Origin of the sequence: Pseudomonas sp. OA65 (genome assembly GCF_017498305.1) — a bacterium.
In the GTDB taxonomy this organism is placed as follows: domain Bacteria; phylum Pseudomonadota; class Gammaproteobacteria; order Pseudomonadales; family Pseudomonadaceae; genus Aquipseudomonas; species Aquipseudomonas zanjanensis.
On sequence record NZ_JAGDEZ010000069.1, the window covers coordinates 1 to 17,586 of the forward strand.

A 17,586-nucleotide genomic window follows, 5' to 3' on the forward strand; every position below is an offset into this window, starting at 1 on the left:
TCGGGTGCGAACACGCCAGTGATAACTACGGCCTCTGTCCTGCGCGCACCTCCTATCTTAGGCCGAATAATTGTTTGCTGCGCGACAGCGCAGCGTCGAAGACGCGGCGGGGGCTCCCTCGCCACAATGATGTCCACCTCAAGATTCGGGGAGGCTGTGACATACATCAGCACACCCCGACAAAACCCCAACTAGACTGACCTTATCCCTCCCGACAAGGCTGTCGCCATGATCTCGATGTCTGCGTTCAACGCCATGCTGGTGCCTATCATCGCCGGCATGATCCTGCTGGCCATCGGTTTCAACTTCCGTGACAAGAACGTCGGCGTCTTCGCCATGTGGATCGGCATGCTGCTGATCCTCGCCACGGTGGTGATCAAGATCCTCAGCAAGCTCAACGAATCGCTCTGAGCCTGCCTCAGGTCGGCGGCTGCTCCGGCACATCCACGCCGACATGGATCGCATCGTGTCGCCAGAACTCCAGGTCGCAATCGATCAGCCGCTGGTGCTGGTCATAGTTGACCCGTGCGATGCGCAGACCGGGGCTGCCCACCGAAACCTTCAACGCCGCCGCCGCTTCCGGCTGTAAAGAAGTGGGCACGATTTCGAACTTCACCCGGCCGTAGTGCAGGTCGTAGTGGCGGGCGTACAGTTCGGTCATGGACTGGTTGAGATCGAACCCGAGGATGTCCGGGAAGAACTGCGGGTTCAGGTAGTGCTCGACGTACAGCACCAGCCGCTCGTCGATACGCCGCACACGACAGATCTGGATCACGCTGGACAGCGCCGGCAACTGCAACCAGGCACACACGGCCGCCGAAGCCGGTTGCAGGCGTGCAGAAATCACTTGGGTAGAAGGTACCCGCCCCTGGGCAGCGACCATGGCATGGAAATGGCTGCGCTGCATCAGGTTGTAGGCCAGCCTCGGCGGCGAGACGAACCAGCCCCGGCGCTCCTCCCGATAGATCTGCCCCTGGGCTTCGAGCTGCAACAACGCCTCGCGCACGGTGATCCGCGTGGTCCCGAACAACTCACTGAGCTTGCGCTCGGCCGGCAACTTGCTGCCGGGCGCCAGCAACCCGTGGTCGAGCTGCTCTTGCAGGACCTGTCCGATGGCTGTCACCGCTTTGGTTGCATCGATGCGCATCAACGTTACCTATCTGGACTAGACCAGCACTGTTTCGGGGCAGGATCGATGGCTCATAGATCCGCTTTAGGGTTCAGCAAGCCTAGGCACTGCACATGACTGGCAGATGACAGAGCCGCCGAACGGTCGTTTTGCCAGCGTGCAAATTCACGGCCAAGTCCTTGCAGATCAGCTGTTTAACCATGGTCTACGCTTAATTCGCAGCCAACCCCCACGAGCCTGGCATTTCCCGGGAGATCCGGCACCGACATCAAAATGTCACAGGGCTCGCCTACATTGGCTCAGGTATTGCTGACCTAGACCAACACAACCGCAATCGCAGCGTTGAAAACGCCCATAGGAGCTTCGGATGAAACAGCTTTTCCTGGCATCACTGTTAGGCACGACCATTGCCATGTGCACCGCCGCCATGGCCGCTGACACCGATCTGAAAACGTTGGAAGCCGCTGCGAAAGCGGAAGGCGCCGTCAACAGCGTCGGCATGCCCGATGACTGGGCAAACTGGAAAGGCACCTGGGACGACTTGGCCAAGGTCTACGGTTTGAAACACATCGACACCGACATGAGCTCGGCCCAGGAAATCGCCAAGTTCGCCGCCGAGAAAGACAACGCCAGCGCCGACATCGGCGACGTCGGGGCGGCCTTCGGCCCGATCGCGGTCAAGCAGGGCGTGGTCCAACCCTACAAGCCAAGCACCTGGGAACAAGTACCGGCCTGGGCCAAGGACAAGGACGGCAACTGGGCATTGGCCTACACCGGCACCATCGCCTTCATCGTCAACAAGAAGCTGCTGCACGGTTCCGAAGTGCCGACCAAATGGGCCGACCTGAAGACCGGCAAGTACAAAGTCTCCATCGGTGACGTGAGCACCGCCGCCCAGGCCGCCAACGGCGTGCTGGCCGCAGCCCTGGCCAACGGTGGCGACGAGAAGAACGTCCAGCCGGCGCTGTTGATGTTCGCCGAGATCGCCAAGCAAGGGCGCCTATCCATGGCCAACCCGACCATCGCCACGATGGAAAAAGGCGAAGTTGAAGTCGGCGTGGTCTGGGATTTCAACGGCCTGAGCTACAAGGCCAAGATGGCCAACCCGGATGACTACGTCGTACTGATTCCGTCCGACGGTTCGGTGATCTCCGGCTACACCACCATCATCAACAAATACGCCAAGCACCCGAACGCCGCCAAGTTGGCTCGCGAGTACATCTTCAGCGACGCCGGCCAGATCAACCTGGCCAAGGGCAACGCCCGTCCAATCCGCGCCGAGCACCTGAAACTGCCGGAAGAGGTCCAGGCCAAGTTGCTGCCTAATGAGCAGTACAAAGGCGTGACCCCGATCAAGGACGCGGATGCGTGGGAGAAAACTTCCAAGGCACTGCCGCAGAAGTGGCAGGAAGAAGTGATCATCAACATGCAATAAAGGGGTAATCCCCCCATTCGGATATCTGGAGAAAATTCAACTGTGGGAGCGAGCCTGCTCGCGATAGCGGCATGTCAGTCAACATCATTGTTGAAGGTCAGCCGCCATCGCGAGCAGGCTCGCTCCCACAGTGAAACCAGGTGAATCCGAGACCTCATTGATACCTGCCCGGAGTCCCGGTACCCATGAAGCACAACGTCATCCTGGTGGTGCTCGACGGTCTCAACCATGAGGTCGCCCGGCATGCCATGGGGCATTTGCAGGCTTACGTCGGCGCAGGACGCGCGGCCCTCTACAAACTGGAATGTGAGTTGCCCGCCCTGTCCCGCCCGCTCTATGAATGCATCCTCACCGGCGTCGTGCCCATCGACAGCGGGATCGTGCACAACAATGTCTCGCGCCTGTCGAACCAGCGCAGTATTTTCCACTATGCCACTGAGGCCGGCTTGAGCACGGCGGCCGCGGCGTATCACTGGGTCAGCGAGCTCTACAACGCCTCCCCCTTCGTCGCCGGTCGCGACCGTCACACCGAGGACCCCGACCTGCCGATCCAATACGGGCATTTCTATTGGAATGACCACTACCCCGATTCCCATCTGTTCGCCGACGCCGAACATTTGCGCCAGCGCTACTTGCCGAACTTCCTGCTGGTGCACCCGATGAACATCGACGACGCCGGCCACAAGCACGGCCTCGACACCCCGCAATACCGCAACAGTGCCCGCTCGGCCGACATCAACCTGGCGGTCTACCTGCAAGGCTGGCTCGACGCCGGTTACCAGGTGCTGGTGACCTCCGACCACGGCATGAACAATGATCGCTCCCATAACGGCCTGCTGGCCGAAGAACGGGAAGTGCCGCTGTTTGTCTTGGGCAGCGGCTTCAGTTTCGATCCTGCCGCCACGCCCCGGCAGACCGAACTGTGCGGCACCATTTGCCAACTGCTCGGCGTCGACCACGACAAACCCTATTGCCAGGAGTTACTCAAGTGAACGCCATGACGCGCGGCAAATGGCTGGCAGCGTTGTGCCTGGTGCCCTTCGCGATTTTCTTCATCGTGTTCCAGATCGCCCCGCTGCTCTGGGTGCTGGTCAACAGCCTGGAATCGGAAGAGTTCGGCTGGGGCCTGGCCAACTTCAGCAAGATCTTCAGCTCGAAGTTTTATCGGCAGGCAATCCAGCACAGCCTGGAAATCAGCTTCTGGTCCAGCGTGTTCGGCATCATCATCGCCGTGCTCGGCAGCTACTCCCTGCGTCGGGTGGATTCGCGGCTGCGCAATTTCGTCAATGCGTTCGCCAACATGACCAGCAACTTCGCCGGCGTGCCCCTGGCCTTCGCCTTCATCATCTTGCTGGGGTTCAACGGCAGCATCACGCTCATGCTCAAGCAGGCGGGGATCATCGAGGATTTCAACCTGTATTCGAAAACCGGGCTGATCATTCTCTACACCTACTTCCAGATTCCCCTGGGCGTACTGCTGCTCTATCCGGCCTTCGACGCCCTGCGCGAAGATTGGCGCGAGTCCGCCGAGTTGCTCGGCGCCAACGGCTGGCAGTTCTGGCGGCACATTGGCTTGCCGGTGCTGACCCCGGCACTGCTGGGCACCTTCGTGATCCTGCTGGCCAACGCCCTCGGCGCCTACGCTACGGTCTACGCGTTGACCACCGGCAACTTCAACGTGCTGCCGATCCGCATCGCCGCCATGGTCTCCGGCGACATTTCCCTCGACCCGAACATGGCCAGCGCCCTGGCCGTGATACTGGTGGCGTTGATGACCGTGGTAACCGTCGTCCATCAACTGCTGCTCAAGAGGAGCTACCATGTCTCGCGCTGAACCGGGCTCCGTCGGGCTCTATCATCGGGTGGTGGTGTACCTGCTGTTCGCCATCCTGCTGCTGCCCCTGGCCGGCACGCTCGTCTACTCCATCGCCAGCAGTTGGTCGGCCACCGTGCTGCCCAGCGGCTTCACCTTCAAATGGTATGTGCAGTTGTGGAGCGATCCACGTTTTCTCCACGCCTTCGGTCAATCGCTGCTGGTCTGTGTCGGCGCGCTGGTGCTTTCGGTGGTGTTGATCCTGCCGTTGCTGTTCGTGGTGCATTACCACTTCCCCAAACTCGACGCACTGATGAACATCCTCATCCTGCTGCCCTTCGCGGTGCCGCCGGTGGTGTCGTCGGTGGGGCTGTTGCAACTCTATGGTTCCGGGCCGCTGGCGATGGTCGGTACGCCGTGGATCCTGATCGGCTGCTACTTCACCGTCGCCCTGCCCTTCATGTACCGGGCGATCACCAACAACCTGCAAGCCATCAACCTGCGCGACCTGATGGACGCCGCCCAGTTGCTCGGCGCCAGCACCTTCCAGGCGGCGTTCCTGGTGGTGCTGCCGAACCTGCGCAAGGGCCTGATGGTGGCGCTGCTGCTGTCCTTCTCGTTCCTGTTCGGCGAGTTCGTATTTGCCAACATCCTCGTCGGCACCCGCTATGAAACCCTGCAGGTCTACCTGAACAACATGCGCAACAGCAGCGGCCACTTCACCAGCGCGCTGGTGATCTCCTACTTCTTCTTCGTACTGGTCCTGACCTGGGCGGCCAACATCTTGAGCAAGGACAAAAGCCAATGAGCTACGTCAGCGTCCAACACCTGCAAAAAAGCTATGCCGGCACACCGGTGTTCAGCGACATCAACTGCGAGATCGCCAAGGGCGAATTCGTCACCCTGCTCGGCCCTTCCGGTTGCGGCAAATCCACGCTGTTGCGCTGCATTGCCGGCCTGACCGCGGTGGATGCCGGCCAGATCATCCTCGACGGACAAGACATCGTCCCGCTGAGCCCGCAGAAACGCGGCATCGGCATGGTTTTCCAGAGCTACGCCTTGTTTCCCAACATGACCGTGGAGCAGAACGTCGCCTTCGGCCTGCGCATGCAGAAGGTGGATGCGGCGGACAGCCGCCAGCGCGTACTGGAGATCCTGCGCCTGGTGGAGCTGCATGAGTTTGCCGGCCGCTATCCCCATCAACTCTCCGGCGGCCAATGCCAGCGCGTCGCCCTCGCCCGCTCCCTGGTGACGCGCCCGCGCCTGTTGCTGCTGGACGAGCCGCTGTCGGCCCTGGATGCGCGGATTCGCAAGCACTTGCGCGAACAGATCCGACAGATTCAGCGTGAGTTGGGCCTGACCACGATCTTCGTCACACACGATCAGGAAGAAGCCCTGACCATGTCTGACCGGATTTTCCTGATGAACCAGGGAAAGATCGTACAAAGCGGCGATGCCGAGACCCTTTACACTGCGCCAGTCGATGTCTTTGCCGCCGGCTTCATCGGCAACTACAACCTGCTGGACGCCGACAGCGCGAGCAAACTGCTGCAGCGGCCGGTGAACGGTCGCATCGCCATTCGCCCGGAAGCCATCGAGCTGAGCCGTAGCGGCGAGGCCGACGCGCTGATTCGCAGCCACAGCCTGTTGGGCAACGTCATCCGCTACCGGGTCGAGGCCCGCGGCGTGGAGCTGGTGGTGGATGTGCTCAATCGCTCGGCCGCCGACTTGCACCCCGATGGCGCACGATTGGCAATCTCCATCGATCCGTCGGCCCTGTGTGAGGTAGCCTGACGGCTTTGTTGATTTTGAAACTGATTTTGAAAAGGAAACGCGCTGATGGCCCTGGCAATTTTTGATCTGGACGAAACCCTGATCCACGGCGACTGCGCCACCCTCTGGAGTGAGCAAATGGGCCGCCTGGGCTGGGTCGATCCCGAGTCGTTCATGCGGCGCAACAACGAGCTGATGGACGCCTACAGCCACGGCAAGTTGAGCATGGAAACGTACATGGACTTCAGCCTGGAGCCGATGATCGGCCGTACGCCAGAGGAGATCGAACATCTGGTGGCGCCGTGGGTGGAGGATTTCATCGAGCCGATCATCTTTAGCGACGCCACCAAGGCCATCGCCGAACACCGCAAGGCCGGTGACCGGATCCTGGTGATCTCGGCCTCGGGCACACACCTGGTCAAGCCGATTGCCGAACGCCTGGGCATCGACGAGATCCTGGCCATCGAACTGGAAGTGACTCACGGGGTATACAGCGGCCAGACCGTCGGCACCCTGACCTACCGCGAAGGCAAGATCACCCGACTGCTGGACTGGCTGGACGCCGAGGAAGAGAACCTGGAAGGCGCGAGTTTTTATTCCGACTCGCGCAATGACTTGCCGCTGTTGCTCAAGGTCGATCACCCGCACGTGGTGAACCCCGACCCAGTATTGAAGGCCCATGCCGAATCGGCCGGCTGGCCGATTCATACCTGGAAATAAATACCGAGCAACCCCAGGAAGAACACCCAAGCTTTGTCGGCAAGGACTCATCCATCCCTGGCAATAGCGGAACCTCTGTGGGAGCGAGCTTGCTCGCGATAGCGGTGGATCAGCCGGCATTGATTTATCTGATACACCGCAATCGCGAGCAAGCTCAGCTCCCACAGGTTCAAGTTCAAGCTCAGGCTCAGGTTCAGGTACAAGTTCAGCCCAGCAGCAGCCACAAACTCCAGCCGAGCAACAACACACCGCAGAGGCGGCTGAGCCAGAGTCCCTGGGGTAAGTTTTTCTCCAGCAGGATGAAGGCACCGATCACTGCCACCCAAAGCAGGTTCATCACGCCGACCACAAACAACAGCCCCATCAGGGCCCAGCAGCAGCCCAGGCAGTAAGCGCCATGGGCCAGGCCCATGCGCCAGCCGCCGAGCACGTCGGGGCGCCAGTAGCCGAGCAGAAAATACAGCGGCCCTCGGCAATGCTCAAGGCAGACCGCCTTGCTTGGCAGCCACTGATAAACACCTGCCACCATCAACAGGCCGGCGCCCAGCGCGGTACTGGTGGTGCGCATCCCCGGACTGAGCAAGGCGAGTTGCTCGAGCGCCCATTGCAGCGCCGTGGCGCCCAGGGCGAAACCGGCCCAGACCAGGCCATAGGCACTGCCGAATAGCAGCAGGGCCAGGTGTCGCTGCGGTGCGGGCATGCGCTTGCGCAGCATCTGCTGGTAGATCAGCAACATGGGCAGGGCACTGGGCAGCATCATGCCGGCCATCATCACTGCCCACATGGCGAACATCAGCAGCGCATCGCCCAGGCTCCAAGGCATGATCATGCCGGCCATGGCTGCATCAGCCATGCCACCCGGCGCACTCATGTCGCGGGCCATGCGCAGCAGTGTCAGCCAGGCCAGGGCGGTCAGCGCGAGCAGGCAGAGCAGGAGGAGCCACTGCTCGCCTGTCAGCCGCTTGCCCGGGGCCGCCGCCTGAGGTTCTGCCATCTTTACGGCTCTAGGCCATGGCCGGTGAAGTGCACGTGGGCGAGGTGACTATGACTGCCCTGGGATTGCAGCTTGAGGGCTGAATGCGTCTGGTAGCTGCCGCTGGCGACTTCGGCCTCATGGAACTCGAAGCCCTCGGGCAGGGACAGGCGGACGCGATGCGGGGAGCCGTCGATCGGGCTGCGGATCGGCTCGCCGCTGGCCTGCAACACGCCTGGAATGTCCAGGTGCGCCAAGCGCTGGTCGACATCGATGGATAGGGTGATGGGCACGAACAGCGGTTCGAACGCTTCAGTCATGGTGCTGCTGAACACCTGGAACACATTGGCCCCGGGGTCGCTCTCCAAGCCAGAAAGGATGGTCAGCAGGGCCTGGCGTTGCGCCTCGTCGGCGCGTTCATCGATGAACACCTGGCAACTGCCGTTGCCCTCATGGATGGCGCCCGGCCAAGCGAAGGTGGCGGCCCAGCACAAGCCGTCCAACGCCACCTGATTGAAATACCCGTGCTCCACACGCATCGACGCCACCGCCTGGCAATGACCATGGGTCGGTGGCGCATTGAATTGGCAGGGGCAGCCCCAATTGCAGTTGCAGGCAATGAATTCGACGCCCTGCATGCGCCATTCGGCGATGGCCATGATCAACCTCTTCACCTTGCGGGTGAAATGAAAGCTGCGGTTACCCCATCCCCCATTAGTTAACGCTAGCAGGGCGCGCGCATCGGACACGGGCTGCCGACCGAAGGTCGGCTTGCCCGTGATCGCGGGTGAGCGTTGCAAGCCACCGTCGATAGAAGGCCTTGGCTCAGCCCCCACAAGGAATTTGGAGTGAACACCGGCTCTATGAGCACCCGAAGCCTCATGTGGGAGCAAGGCTTGCCCGCGATGGCGGCCGGACATTCTGCATCAATGCAAACTGATCCATCGTTTTCGCGAGCAAGCTTTGCTCCCACAAGTCCGCATCCAGCTTCGGGAATCAGCTCAGGCTTTCATCGATCACCAACACCAGCTTCCCGGACACCTGGTTGGTCGCCAGCTCCGCAAACGCCGCTTCAGCGTCCTTGATGGCGAAGGTCCGGGCCAGTTGCGGGCTCAGGCGTTTGTCGGCAAACAGCGGCCACACCTGTTGGCCCAGCTCGCTGATCAGGTCGGCCTTGAACTGCTCGTCACGGCTGCGCAGGGTCGAGCCAAGCAGCTGGATTCGCTTGCCCAGCACCTGGGCCAGATCGAGTTCAGTCGTGCGCCCGCCCATCAGGCCGATCAAGACCCAGCGGCCGTCAACTGACAAAAGTTTCACGTTGAGTTTGGCGTAGCTGCCGCCCACTGGATCGAGGATCACGTCAAAGGGACCCAGGTCGTTCAAACTTTCCAGGCCATCGGTGCGCACCACGCCGCCCTGGGCACCCAAGGCCTCGCAATAGGCTAGCCGCTCAGCCGAACCGACACTGACCCAGCACGGATTGCCGAACGCCTTGCACAGCTGGATCGCGGCCGAACCGACGCCGCTGGCGCCGGCGTGCAACAGCACTTTCTCGCCCGGTTTGAGCGCCGCCAACTGGAACAGATTCAGCCACGCGGTGCTGTAGACCTCAGGCAGCCCGGCCGCTTCAGCCAATGACAAGCCCTCGGGTACCGGCAATACATGCCGGCCATCGACCACCACTTCCTCGGCCATCCCGCCGCCGGCCAGCAACGCACAAACGCGGTCGCCCACCTGCCAGGACGAGCCCGGCCCAACCTCGCTGATCACCCCCGAACACTCCAACCCCAACACTTGGCTGGCGCCGGGTGGCGGTGGGTAAAGTCCGGCTTTTTGCAACAAATCGGCCCGATTCAGGCCGGCGGCCGCCACACGGATGCGAACTTGCCCGACATCACACCCCGGACTTGGCTCATCAGCCCATACCACTTGGCCTTCAACGCCTTGCAATGCTTTCACGGTGCCTCCATAGTGAGTCTCGACTGGGCCCGCTGCTTCAACGCCGGGCTTTCTTGCATTATGCGCCTGGGCCACATGGAACCGGCGACTTCAAAGACGGCCTAATATGCGTTATCAATTGTCCCTGCGTCGAATCAGCATGAAGCACTTATTCCCCAGCACCGCCCTCGCGCTCGTCATTGGCCTCGGCCTGTTACCGTTGTCGAACGATACGTTCGCGGCGAACAGCTGGGACAAGCTTCAGCCCGATCGTGACGAAGTGATCGCCAGCCTTAACGTCGTCGAATTGCTCAAGCGCCATCACTACAGCAAGCCGCCGCTCGATGATGCGCGCTCGGTCATCATCTATGACAGCTACTTGAAGCTGCTCGATCCATCGCGCAGTTATTTCCTGGCCAGCGACATCGCCGAATTCGACAAGTGGAAAACCCAGTTCGACGATTTCCTCAAGAGCGGCGACCTGAACGCCGGGTTCACCATCTACAAGCGCTACCTGGACCGCGTGAAGGCGCGTCTGGACTACGCCCTTGCCGAGCTGAACAAAGGCGTCGACAAAATCGATTTCAACACCAAGGAAACCCTGCAGGTCGACCGCAAGGACGCCCCTTGGCTCAAAAGCACAGCCGAACTCGATGACCTGTGGCGCAAGCGCGTCAAGGACGAAGTGCTGCGCATGAAGATCGCCGGCAAGGATCCCAAGCAGATCCAGGAAACCCTGACCAAGCGCTACAAGAACCAATTGGCACGCTTGGACCAGACCCGTGCCGAGGACATTTTCCAGGCGTACATCAACACTTTCGCCATGTCCTACGACCCGCACACCAACTATCTGTCACCGGATAACGCGGAAAACTTCGACATCAACATGAGCCTGTCCCTGGAAGGCATCGGTGCGGTGCTGCAGAGTGACAACGACCAGGTGAAGATCGTACGCCTTGTCCCGGCAGGCCCGGCAGACAAGACCAAGCAGGTCAGCCCGGCGGACAAGATCATCGGTGTCGCCCAAGGCAACAAGGAAATGGTCGACGTGGTCGGCTGGCGCCTGGACGAAGTGGTCAAGCTGATCCGTGGCCCGAAAGGCTCGGTGGTGCGCCTGGAAGTCATCCCGGCCAGCAATGCGCCGAACGACCAGACCAGCAAGATCGTGGCCATCACCCGTGAAGCGGTGAAACTGGAAGAACAGGCAGCGAAGAAATCGGTCCTCAACCTCAAACAGGACGGCAAGGACTACAAGCTCGGCATCATCGAGATCCCGGCTTTCTACCTGGACTTCAAGGCCTTCCGCGCCGGGGATCCGAACTACAAGAGCACCACCCGCGACGTCAAGAAACTGCTGACCGAACTGCAAAAGGAAAAAGTCGACGGCGTGGTCATCGACTTGCGCAACAACGGCGGCGGCTCGCTGCAAGAAGCCACCGAGCTGACCAGCCTGTTCATCGACAAGGGCCCTACCGTGCTCGTGCGTAACGCCGATGGCCGGGTGGATGTGTTGGAAGACGAAAACCCGGGCGCGTTCTACAAGGGGCCGATGGCCTTGCTGGTCAACCGCCTGTCGGCGTCGGCCTCGGAGATTTTCGCCGGTGCCATGCAGGACTATCACCGTGCGCTGATCATCGGCGGCCAGACCTTCGGCAAAGGCACCGTGCAGACCATCCAGCCGCTCAACCACGGCGAACTGAAGCTGACCCTGGCGAAGTTCTACCGAGTGTCCGGCCAGAGCACCCAGCATCAGGGCGTGCTGCCTGACATCGATTACCCGTCGATCATCGACACCAAGGAAATTGGTGAAAGCGCCCTGCCCGAAGCCATGCCGTGGGACACCATCCGGCCCGCGATCAAACCGGCCTCGGACCCGTTCAAGCCGTTCCTGGCCCAGCTCAAGTCCGACCACGACGCGCGCTCGTCCCAGGACGCGGAATTCGTGTTCATCCGCGACAAGCTGGCCCTGGCGCAGAAGTTAATGATGGAAAAAACCGTCACCCTCAACGAAGCCGAGCGTCGTGCGCAACATGCCGACATCGAGGCCAAACAACTGGCCATGGAAAACCTGCGTCGCAAGGCCAAGGGCGAAGAACCGCTCAAAGAGCTGAAGAAAGAGGACGAAGACTTGATCACCGAACCGGAGAAAACCAAGCCGGAAGACGATGCCTACCTGAGCGAGACCGGGCGGATCCTGCTGGATTACCTGAAACTCAACACGGCGATCGCCAAGCACTAAGATGATGGCCATTTAATGGTGATGCTCGTCGGAGTGTCATCAAACTGACATCAGTCTGTCGTGAAATACAGGACTGGGTGCCCCGCGCCCGGTCCTTTTTTTATCGCCAGAGATTGCCATGACCACGACAGAACAGCTGAGTGCCTTGAGTTCGATCCTGGCTCAACGCGGCTTGCACAGCCTGTTCCAACCGATCCTCTGCCTTTCCGAACGGCGCATCGTGGGCTATGAAGCCTTGACCCGCGGCCCTTCCAACAGCCCGCTGCACTCGCCCATCGCGCTGCTCTCGGTGGCGCGCCAGGCCGGACGCCTCAGCGAACTGGAACTGGCCTGTCGCCGCAGCGCCTGCCAACGCTTCAATGAGCAAAAGCTACCGGGCAAGCTGTTTCTCAACGTTTCGCCCGAGTCCTTGCTGGAGTCCGCGCACCAAACGGGGCGTACGCTGCAACTGCTGCAGGACTTAGGCATTGCGCCCAGCCAGGTGGTGATCGAACTGACCGAACAAACCCCTATCGATGACTTCCAGCTCCTGCAAACCGCCCTGCATCACTACCGGGCCATGGGTTTCTCGATTGCCTTGGACGATCTGGGCGCGGGTTATTCGAGCCTGCGGCTGTGGTCCGAATTGCGCCCCGATTATGTGAAGATCGATCGGCATTTCATCGACGGCATCCATCAGGACGCCCTCAAGCGCGAGTTCGTCGGCTCGATCCTGAAAATTGCCCGGGCTTCCCGCGCCCAGGTGATTGCCGAGGGCATCGAACTGCCGGAAGAACTGGCGGTGCTGATCGAAATGGGCGTCGATCTGGTCCAGGGCTACCTGCTGGCCCGGCCCCAGGAACAACCGTCCCGCGATGCCAGGGCGCTGATGCCCAAGCAGGATAGCGGTGTGGCAGCGCTAAATGATGAGGTCAATGACCTCAGCGCCCTGCTCAACGAACAGCCGGCGGTGGCCCACAACACACCGACGGCCAGCGTGCTGGAAGCGTTCCGGCGCCAGGCCAACCTCAACTCCCTGGCAGTGCTGGACAACCAGAACCAGCCCTGTGGCATCGTCCATCGCCATTCACTCTCGGACGCCTTGCTCAAGCCCTTCGCCACCGACCTGTTCGCCCGCAAGCCCATCAGTCGGCTGATGAGCGATGACTTCCTGGCGGTGGAGTTGAACCAGTCGCTGCAACAAGTCAGCCGCCTGATCACCAGCCGCGCCCGACAGCGCATCGAAGAAGATTTCATCATCACCCTCAACGGCGGCTACCTGGGCCTGGGCCGGGTGATCGACGTGCTCAAGCTCATCACCGAACTGAAAATCCAACAGGCTCGCTACGCCAACCCACTGACCCTGCTGCCGGGCAACGTCCCGATCCAGCAATGCCTCACGCGCCTGCTGCAGCAACGGCAGGAATCAGTGATCTGCTACGTGGACATCGACAGCTTCAAACCCTTCAACGACATCTACGGCTACGGCCGCGGCGACGAAGTCCTGCTGTGCCTGGCCCAATGCCTGAACGAACGCATCGACCCCAGCCGCGACTTCGTCGGCCACATCGGCGGCGACGACTTCCTCTTGGTCCTCGGCCCCGATGACTGGCGCAAGCGCCTGGACCAACTACTCAGCGACTTCCAGACCCACTGCCGCCGCTTCTACCGCCCCGAGCATTTGGAGGCGGGGTGTTTTACGGCGTTGAATCGACAGGGCACTCGGCAGGAGTTTGCGTTGTTGTCATTGTCGATTGGCGTGGTGCACCTGCGTACTGAGGCCTGCGAGGGACTGGATGCCAGCCAGTTGGCGGAACTGGCTTCGCAGGCCAAGCACCATGCCAAGGAGATATTGGGAGGGAGTGTGTATTTGGTGGAGGGGTTGGCTGGGCGGACGCCTGTGGTGGCGTTGGGGTTGTCGGTGTAAGTGAATCCCGCATTGGCCCGAACGCCTGGCGCTACCCCTGTGGCGAGGGAGCTTGCTCCCGCTGGGCTGCGCAGCAGCCCCCCTCTTCTGCCAACGCCTCGGTGTGTCTGACTGACCGAGTTAGTTGTTTTTGGGGCTGCTTCGCAACCCAGCGGGAGCAAGCTCCCCCGCCACAAAAGCTGTCTGGTGGTGTATTGATTAGCCATAGCTCAGCAAAGACTATCGATTCTAATTTTCAGACTGCTCGCAATATGCCGTAACCACACCTCGCCGACACCCCATGTGTTCCAATAACTGTAATAGCAACTTAACTCTTTTAATAAATACTCTCTCAACTCCAATTCATTTTCCTTTTTGCCAAGTAGGACATCGAGTTCTTGCTGAACGGTTTTCAGTATCTCGACGCCCGACTCTGCTAGAAAGGCTTCAAGGACTTGCTCAGCGGATTCATGCTCGGCTGACCAATCCTGATGAAAATAGGCCCCAAAAAAATCATGTAGTTCAGGAAGTTCTTTATTCATGTTTCCGGAAAACGTGTTAGCAAAAAAATCCCCATTGGATTTTGTTGATCGTTCCCACGCTCCTGCGTGGGAATGTCGCAACGGACGTTCCGCTTCCGGAAACTACCAGGTTGCTGGATCTTCCTGGCTGGCCTTATGAAGATCCTCGTCCCACTCTTCTGCTAGATACTTATAGATATCCTCAAAGAAAACTCTGAAATCCTCCATTTCATCCCATCCCGGCGGAAGGGCTGAATGTGAAACCACTTCGTGTTCGAACACCTCACCAAAATCATACTCCGGATCGTCGAGTGCAATTGCGAGCACACAAAAAAATAAAAATTTGTGACGATAGCTTAGGTTTCTAAAACGATGAACCACGTACTTATAAATCAGCTTTTTCCGATCTTCGGCACATTCGAGATCATACTGCGATAATTCCTCTCCCAGAGTCTCTTCGCAATCATATATTTCGAAGCCGCCGAGAAAATGACTGATCTGAGGATCATAGGGACGATCAAGAAACGGATGCATCAACATCAAAACCTCCTACGGGATAAGCGGTGACCGGACGTAGCGTTTCGTAATCGAACCTGACTTCGAATACATTAATTTCGCTTTGAAATATTGGGTTTTCCCTGTCATGTACGTTTGGTATGTATCCTTGCCCAACCTTTGGCATGTACATACGCACGACTGGATTCCCTCTTTTGTCTTCGCCGGTAAAACGTGGAAGACCTCTTGCTTCGCGGGTCAGTGCTTCATTTATGGCTTGATGCTGTATTCGAAAACTATTGAATTTGGTGCTGCAGTTAGCGTACCACTGCCTCGGTTTGGGGGACTTTAAAATTCCGGCGTGGCTTTCTGTTGAACTTCCACTAGGTGTATACGAGCCGTATCTTCTAAATTTTTTCAAATGCAATTTCTCTATGAGTTTAGGATTCTGGAGCATTTTCTGATTGATAGCGCTTGAGGCAATCCAGCAATACCTCCATAAAGTGTCACCGATCATGAATTTCTTGTTCAAAATATGTATCCATATCTTCAAACAAATCATTGAAAGTGTCGCCAATCTCCAAAGCTCTTTTCGTCAATTCAGCTATACATAATACCAAGTAGATCTATCCTCGGATTCTGCCTTACGGAGATCATCCGCCCACAGCTCACTCGCCAGTCTATATATATCTTCAAAAAAAACTCTTGGATTGTCCATTGTGTCCCACCCGTTGGGTAGCGATGAGCACTCCTGACAATCGTGTTCTAGTAAAGCCTGAAAATCATAATCGCTGTCTTGCAACGCTTCTTCTAAACTTTTATACAATGCAAATTTTTGCCTGTACGTTATTTTCCATTTTTTAGACAGTGAGTAGTTTAAGATTAATATCTCTCGATCCGCTGGGCTGTTGGGGTCATATTTTTCAAGCTCTTCCCCTAGCGTTTCTTCTCGATCATATATATCAAAACAACTCAAAAAATATGCAGGCGTGGGTATATATGGCTGGCCGGTGCTTGGATCGAACACTTTATTACTTCCTATTTTATTGGATACGGTGTAAATGGAACTTCGGTATCCCGATCAAATTTCATTTCTATGCGATTCATGTTAACCAATTTCGGATCGTTTGGATCTTTGGGATTTGGAATGTATCCTTTTCCCGCGCCCGGTAGATCTGCCCGTAGATATTTGCTTCCATTTTTATCCACCAGCAGTTCATGCCCGCTATTTTTCTTTGCAATAGCTAACTCATAGGCCTTTAGCTGTAACTCCCAGCTATTAAACCTTGAACTTGGATTCCCCTTCCTATGCGGAGGGGTCCTACCAGTTAAGGGATCTGTACCGTCAATTGCCCGCCTCTTCCACACCTGATCTGAAACCGCAGGGCTATGTTTACTGACCATATGCATGCCTTGCTCCCGATCTAGACGCCTGACTTCTTTTTCGGCCAACTCAGCGGCGGTCGGTTTGGGCAGCGCAGGCTCCCCCTCATCCACCCCAACCTTAGCCGCCGGATCCTGCTCCCCAACCGCCGGCCTACACCCACCCTTCCCCGGACAATCCACCAACCCCAACGGATCCACCCACCCCGTCGGGTTCAGGGTGTACCGGTACCCATTGAGCCCACCCACCAACTTGCTCGGGTCAGGCGTCAAATAGCGGCCAGTCTCGGGATTGTAGTAGCGGTGGCGGTTGTAGTGCAGGCCGCTTTCCGGGTCGAAGTATTGGCCTTGGAAACGCAGCGGTTGCTCAAGCTGTTCGCCGTCGCCGTGCTGGAGTTCGGTGAGTTTGCCGTAGCCGTTGTAGCGCGCCGACCAGACGATCTGGCCGGCGGGGTTGGTCAGTTCCTGAGGCGTACCCAGGTGGTCGAGGTGGTAGTAGAACGGGCGCGCGTCGTGGCCTTCACCGTTGAGCATCGCCAGTGGACGGAAGGTGTCCGGTTCGTAAATGTAACTGCGGTGATGGCGAGGGCTGTTTTCGGCGACGACCTGGTCGCCCTGCCAGAAAAATTCCGTGGTCAGGCCATCCACGGTCTTGCTGATGCGTCGGCCGAAGGCGTCGTAGCGATAGGACGTTTCGCGGCCGTCCGCCGTGGTGAGGCCGATCAGGCGGTGTTGGCTGTCGTAGCGGTAGGCGCTGACCAGTGCCGGGCCGCGGCGTTCGCGGATCAGGTTGCCGAAGGCGTCGTAGTCATAGTGGCGGTCGCCCTCCGTCAGCAGGCGGTTGCCCTTGAGGGTGGTCGGGCCGGGACGGTCCTGCATCAGTAGGTTGCCGGCCGGGTCGTGGCTGAAGTGTTCCGGCGGTTCGCTGTGGGAAAAGTCGATGCGGGTCAGGCGATCTAGAGAATCGTACTGGTAGCTGCGGCGGCTTCGGTGGTCGGAAAGGGTTTGCAGGTTGCCCTTGGGGCTGTAGGCATAATCGCGCCAGAGCAGTTGCTGCTGTGGGTTCTGCCACGCGGTCTGGGCCTTGAGGCGGCCCTGTTTGTCGTAGGTGTAGTCACTGAGCAACTGGCCTTGCTGGCGTTGCCGTTCGCGAGCGCCGTCAAAGCGGTGTTCGGTCAGGCGCGTGCCGTTGAGGTCGATGGCGGTCAGTGCGCCGCCCGGGGCGTGGTGGTAGTTGAGCTGGCTGTCGTCCGGCAGGCGCAGGTGGTTGAGGCGTCCGCAG

General features: G+C 59.1%; 18 protein-coding genes. 9 read left to right on the forward strand and 9 right to left on the reverse strand.

Going from position 1 to position 17,586, the window contains the following annotated elements; all coding sequences use genetic code 11:
• Positions 1–228: 228 nt before the first annotated feature.
• A complete protein-coding gene (locus tag J3361_RS28505) occupies positions 229–411 on the forward strand; it encodes a hypothetical protein (RefSeq protein ID WP_207967335.1) in 183 nt (60 codons plus the stop codon).
• 7 nt (positions 412–418) lie between these two features.
• Here the strand turns inward: J3361_RS28505 and J3361_RS28510 are convergent, their stop codons facing one another.
• On the reverse strand, positions 419–1,147 hold the full coding sequence (locus tag J3361_RS28510; RefSeq protein WP_207967336.1) for a UTRA domain-containing protein: 729 nt from the start codon (positions 1,145–1,147) through the stop codon (positions 419–421).
• 349 nt (positions 1,148–1,496) lie between these two features.
• On the opposite strand from J3361_RS28510, the gene J3361_RS28515 reads away from it, so the two are divergent.
• The 6 genes from J3361_RS28515 to J3361_RS28540 all read left to right on the forward strand — a co-directional run bounded on the left by J3361_RS28515 (position 1,497) and on the right by J3361_RS28540 (position 6,870).
• Positions 1,497–2,564 carry an ABC transporter substrate-binding protein gene (locus tag J3361_RS28515; protein ID WP_207967337.1) on the forward strand — a complete coding sequence of 356 codons (1,068 nt, stop codon included), beginning with the start codon at positions 1,497–1,499 and terminating at the stop codon, positions 2,562–2,564.
• A 185-nt stretch (positions 2,565–2,749) separates the two neighbouring features.
• Positions 2,750–3,556 (forward strand): alkaline phosphatase family protein, encoded by an 807-nt coding sequence (locus J3361_RS28520; protein WP_207967338.1) that lies wholly within the window; start codon positions 2,750–2,752, stop codon positions 3,554–3,556.
• 5 nt (positions 3,557–3,561) lie between these two features.
• Positions 3,562–4,398 carry an ABC transporter permease subunit gene (locus J3361_RS28525; protein ID WP_207967350.1) on the forward strand — a complete coding sequence of 279 codons (837 nt, stop codon included), beginning with the start codon at positions 3,562–3,564 and terminating at the stop codon, positions 4,396–4,398.
• Entirely contained in the window at positions 4,385–5,185 is an 801-nt protein-coding gene (locus tag J3361_RS28530) for an ABC transporter permease (protein WP_186710129.1), read from the forward strand. The genes J3361_RS28525 and J3361_RS28530 overlap by 14 nt, the downstream gene beginning before the upstream one ends.
• Positions 5,182–6,171, forward strand: a complete 990-nt coding sequence (locus J3361_RS28535; protein WP_207967339.1) for an ABC transporter ATP-binding protein — start codon at positions 5,182–5,184, stop codon at positions 6,169–6,171. Before J3361_RS28530 ends, J3361_RS28535 begins: the two co-directional genes overlap by 4 nt.
• A gap of 45 nt (positions 6,172–6,216) precedes the next feature.
• Entirely contained in the window at positions 6,217–6,870 is a 654-nt protein-coding gene (locus tag J3361_RS28540) for an HAD family hydrolase (protein ID WP_207967340.1), read from the forward strand.
• Between the two features lie 205 nt (positions 6,871–7,075).
• Here J3361_RS28540 and J3361_RS28545 read toward each other — a convergent pair whose 3' ends face one another.
• The 3 genes from J3361_RS28545 to J3361_RS28555 form a co-directional block, all read right to left on the reverse strand.
• Positions 7,076–7,864 (reverse strand): DUF2182 domain-containing protein, encoded by a 789-nt coding sequence (locus J3361_RS28545; RefSeq protein WP_207967341.1) that lies wholly within the window; start codon positions 7,862–7,864, stop codon positions 7,076–7,078.
• A gap of 2 nt (positions 7,865–7,866) precedes the next feature.
• A complete protein-coding gene (locus J3361_RS28550) occupies positions 7,867–8,502 on the reverse strand; it encodes a DUF1326 domain-containing protein (RefSeq protein WP_207967342.1) in 636 nt (211 codons plus the stop codon).
• A gap of 337 nt (positions 8,503–8,839) precedes the next feature.
• On the reverse strand, positions 8,840–9,802 hold the full coding sequence (locus tag J3361_RS28555) for a zinc-binding dehydrogenase (RefSeq protein WP_207967343.1): 963 nt from the start codon (positions 9,800–9,802) through the stop codon (positions 8,840–8,842).
• 139 nt (positions 9,803–9,941) lie between these two features.
• Here J3361_RS28555 and J3361_RS28560 point away from each other — a divergent pair, with 139 nt between their 5' ends.
• On the forward strand, positions 9,942–12,020 hold the full coding sequence (locus J3361_RS28560) for a carboxy terminal-processing peptidase (protein ID WP_207967344.1): 2,079 nt from the start codon (positions 9,942–9,944) through the stop codon (positions 12,018–12,020).
• Between the two features lie 118 nt (positions 12,021–12,138).
• Positions 12,139–13,926 (forward strand): bifunctional diguanylate cyclase/phosphodiesterase, encoded by a 1,788-nt coding sequence (locus J3361_RS28565; protein ID WP_207967345.1) that lies wholly within the window; start codon positions 12,139–12,141, stop codon positions 13,924–13,926.
• A 209-nt stretch (positions 13,927–14,135) separates the two neighbouring features.
• Here the strand turns inward: J3361_RS28565 and J3361_RS28570 are convergent, their stop codons facing one another.
• From J3361_RS28570 to J3361_RS28590, 5 genes are all read right to left on the reverse strand, one after another.
• Positions 14,136–14,447 (reverse strand): contact-dependent growth inhibition system immunity protein, encoded by a 312-nt coding sequence (locus tag J3361_RS28570; protein ID WP_207967346.1) that lies wholly within the window; start codon positions 14,445–14,447, stop codon positions 14,136–14,138.
• A 102-nt stretch (positions 14,448–14,549) separates the two neighbouring features.
• Positions 14,550–14,966 (reverse strand): hypothetical protein, encoded by a 417-nt coding sequence (locus J3361_RS28575; RefSeq protein WP_207967347.1) that lies wholly within the window; start codon positions 14,964–14,966, stop codon positions 14,550–14,552.
• Positions 14,944–15,453 (reverse strand): hypothetical protein, encoded by a 510-nt coding sequence (locus J3361_RS28580; RefSeq protein WP_207967351.1) that lies wholly within the window; start codon positions 15,451–15,453, stop codon positions 14,944–14,946. The genes J3361_RS28575 and J3361_RS28580 overlap by 23 nt, the downstream gene beginning before the upstream one ends.
• A 72-nt stretch (positions 15,454–15,525) precedes the next feature.
• A complete protein-coding gene (locus J3361_RS28585) occupies positions 15,526–15,948 on the reverse strand; it encodes a hypothetical protein (protein ID WP_207967348.1) in 423 nt (140 codons plus the stop codon).
• A gap of 11 nt (positions 15,949–15,959) precedes the next feature.
• On the reverse strand, positions 15,960–17,586 hold a 1,627-nt coding region (locus J3361_RS28590; protein ID WP_207967349.1), incomplete at its 5' end, for an RHS repeat-associated core domain-containing protein.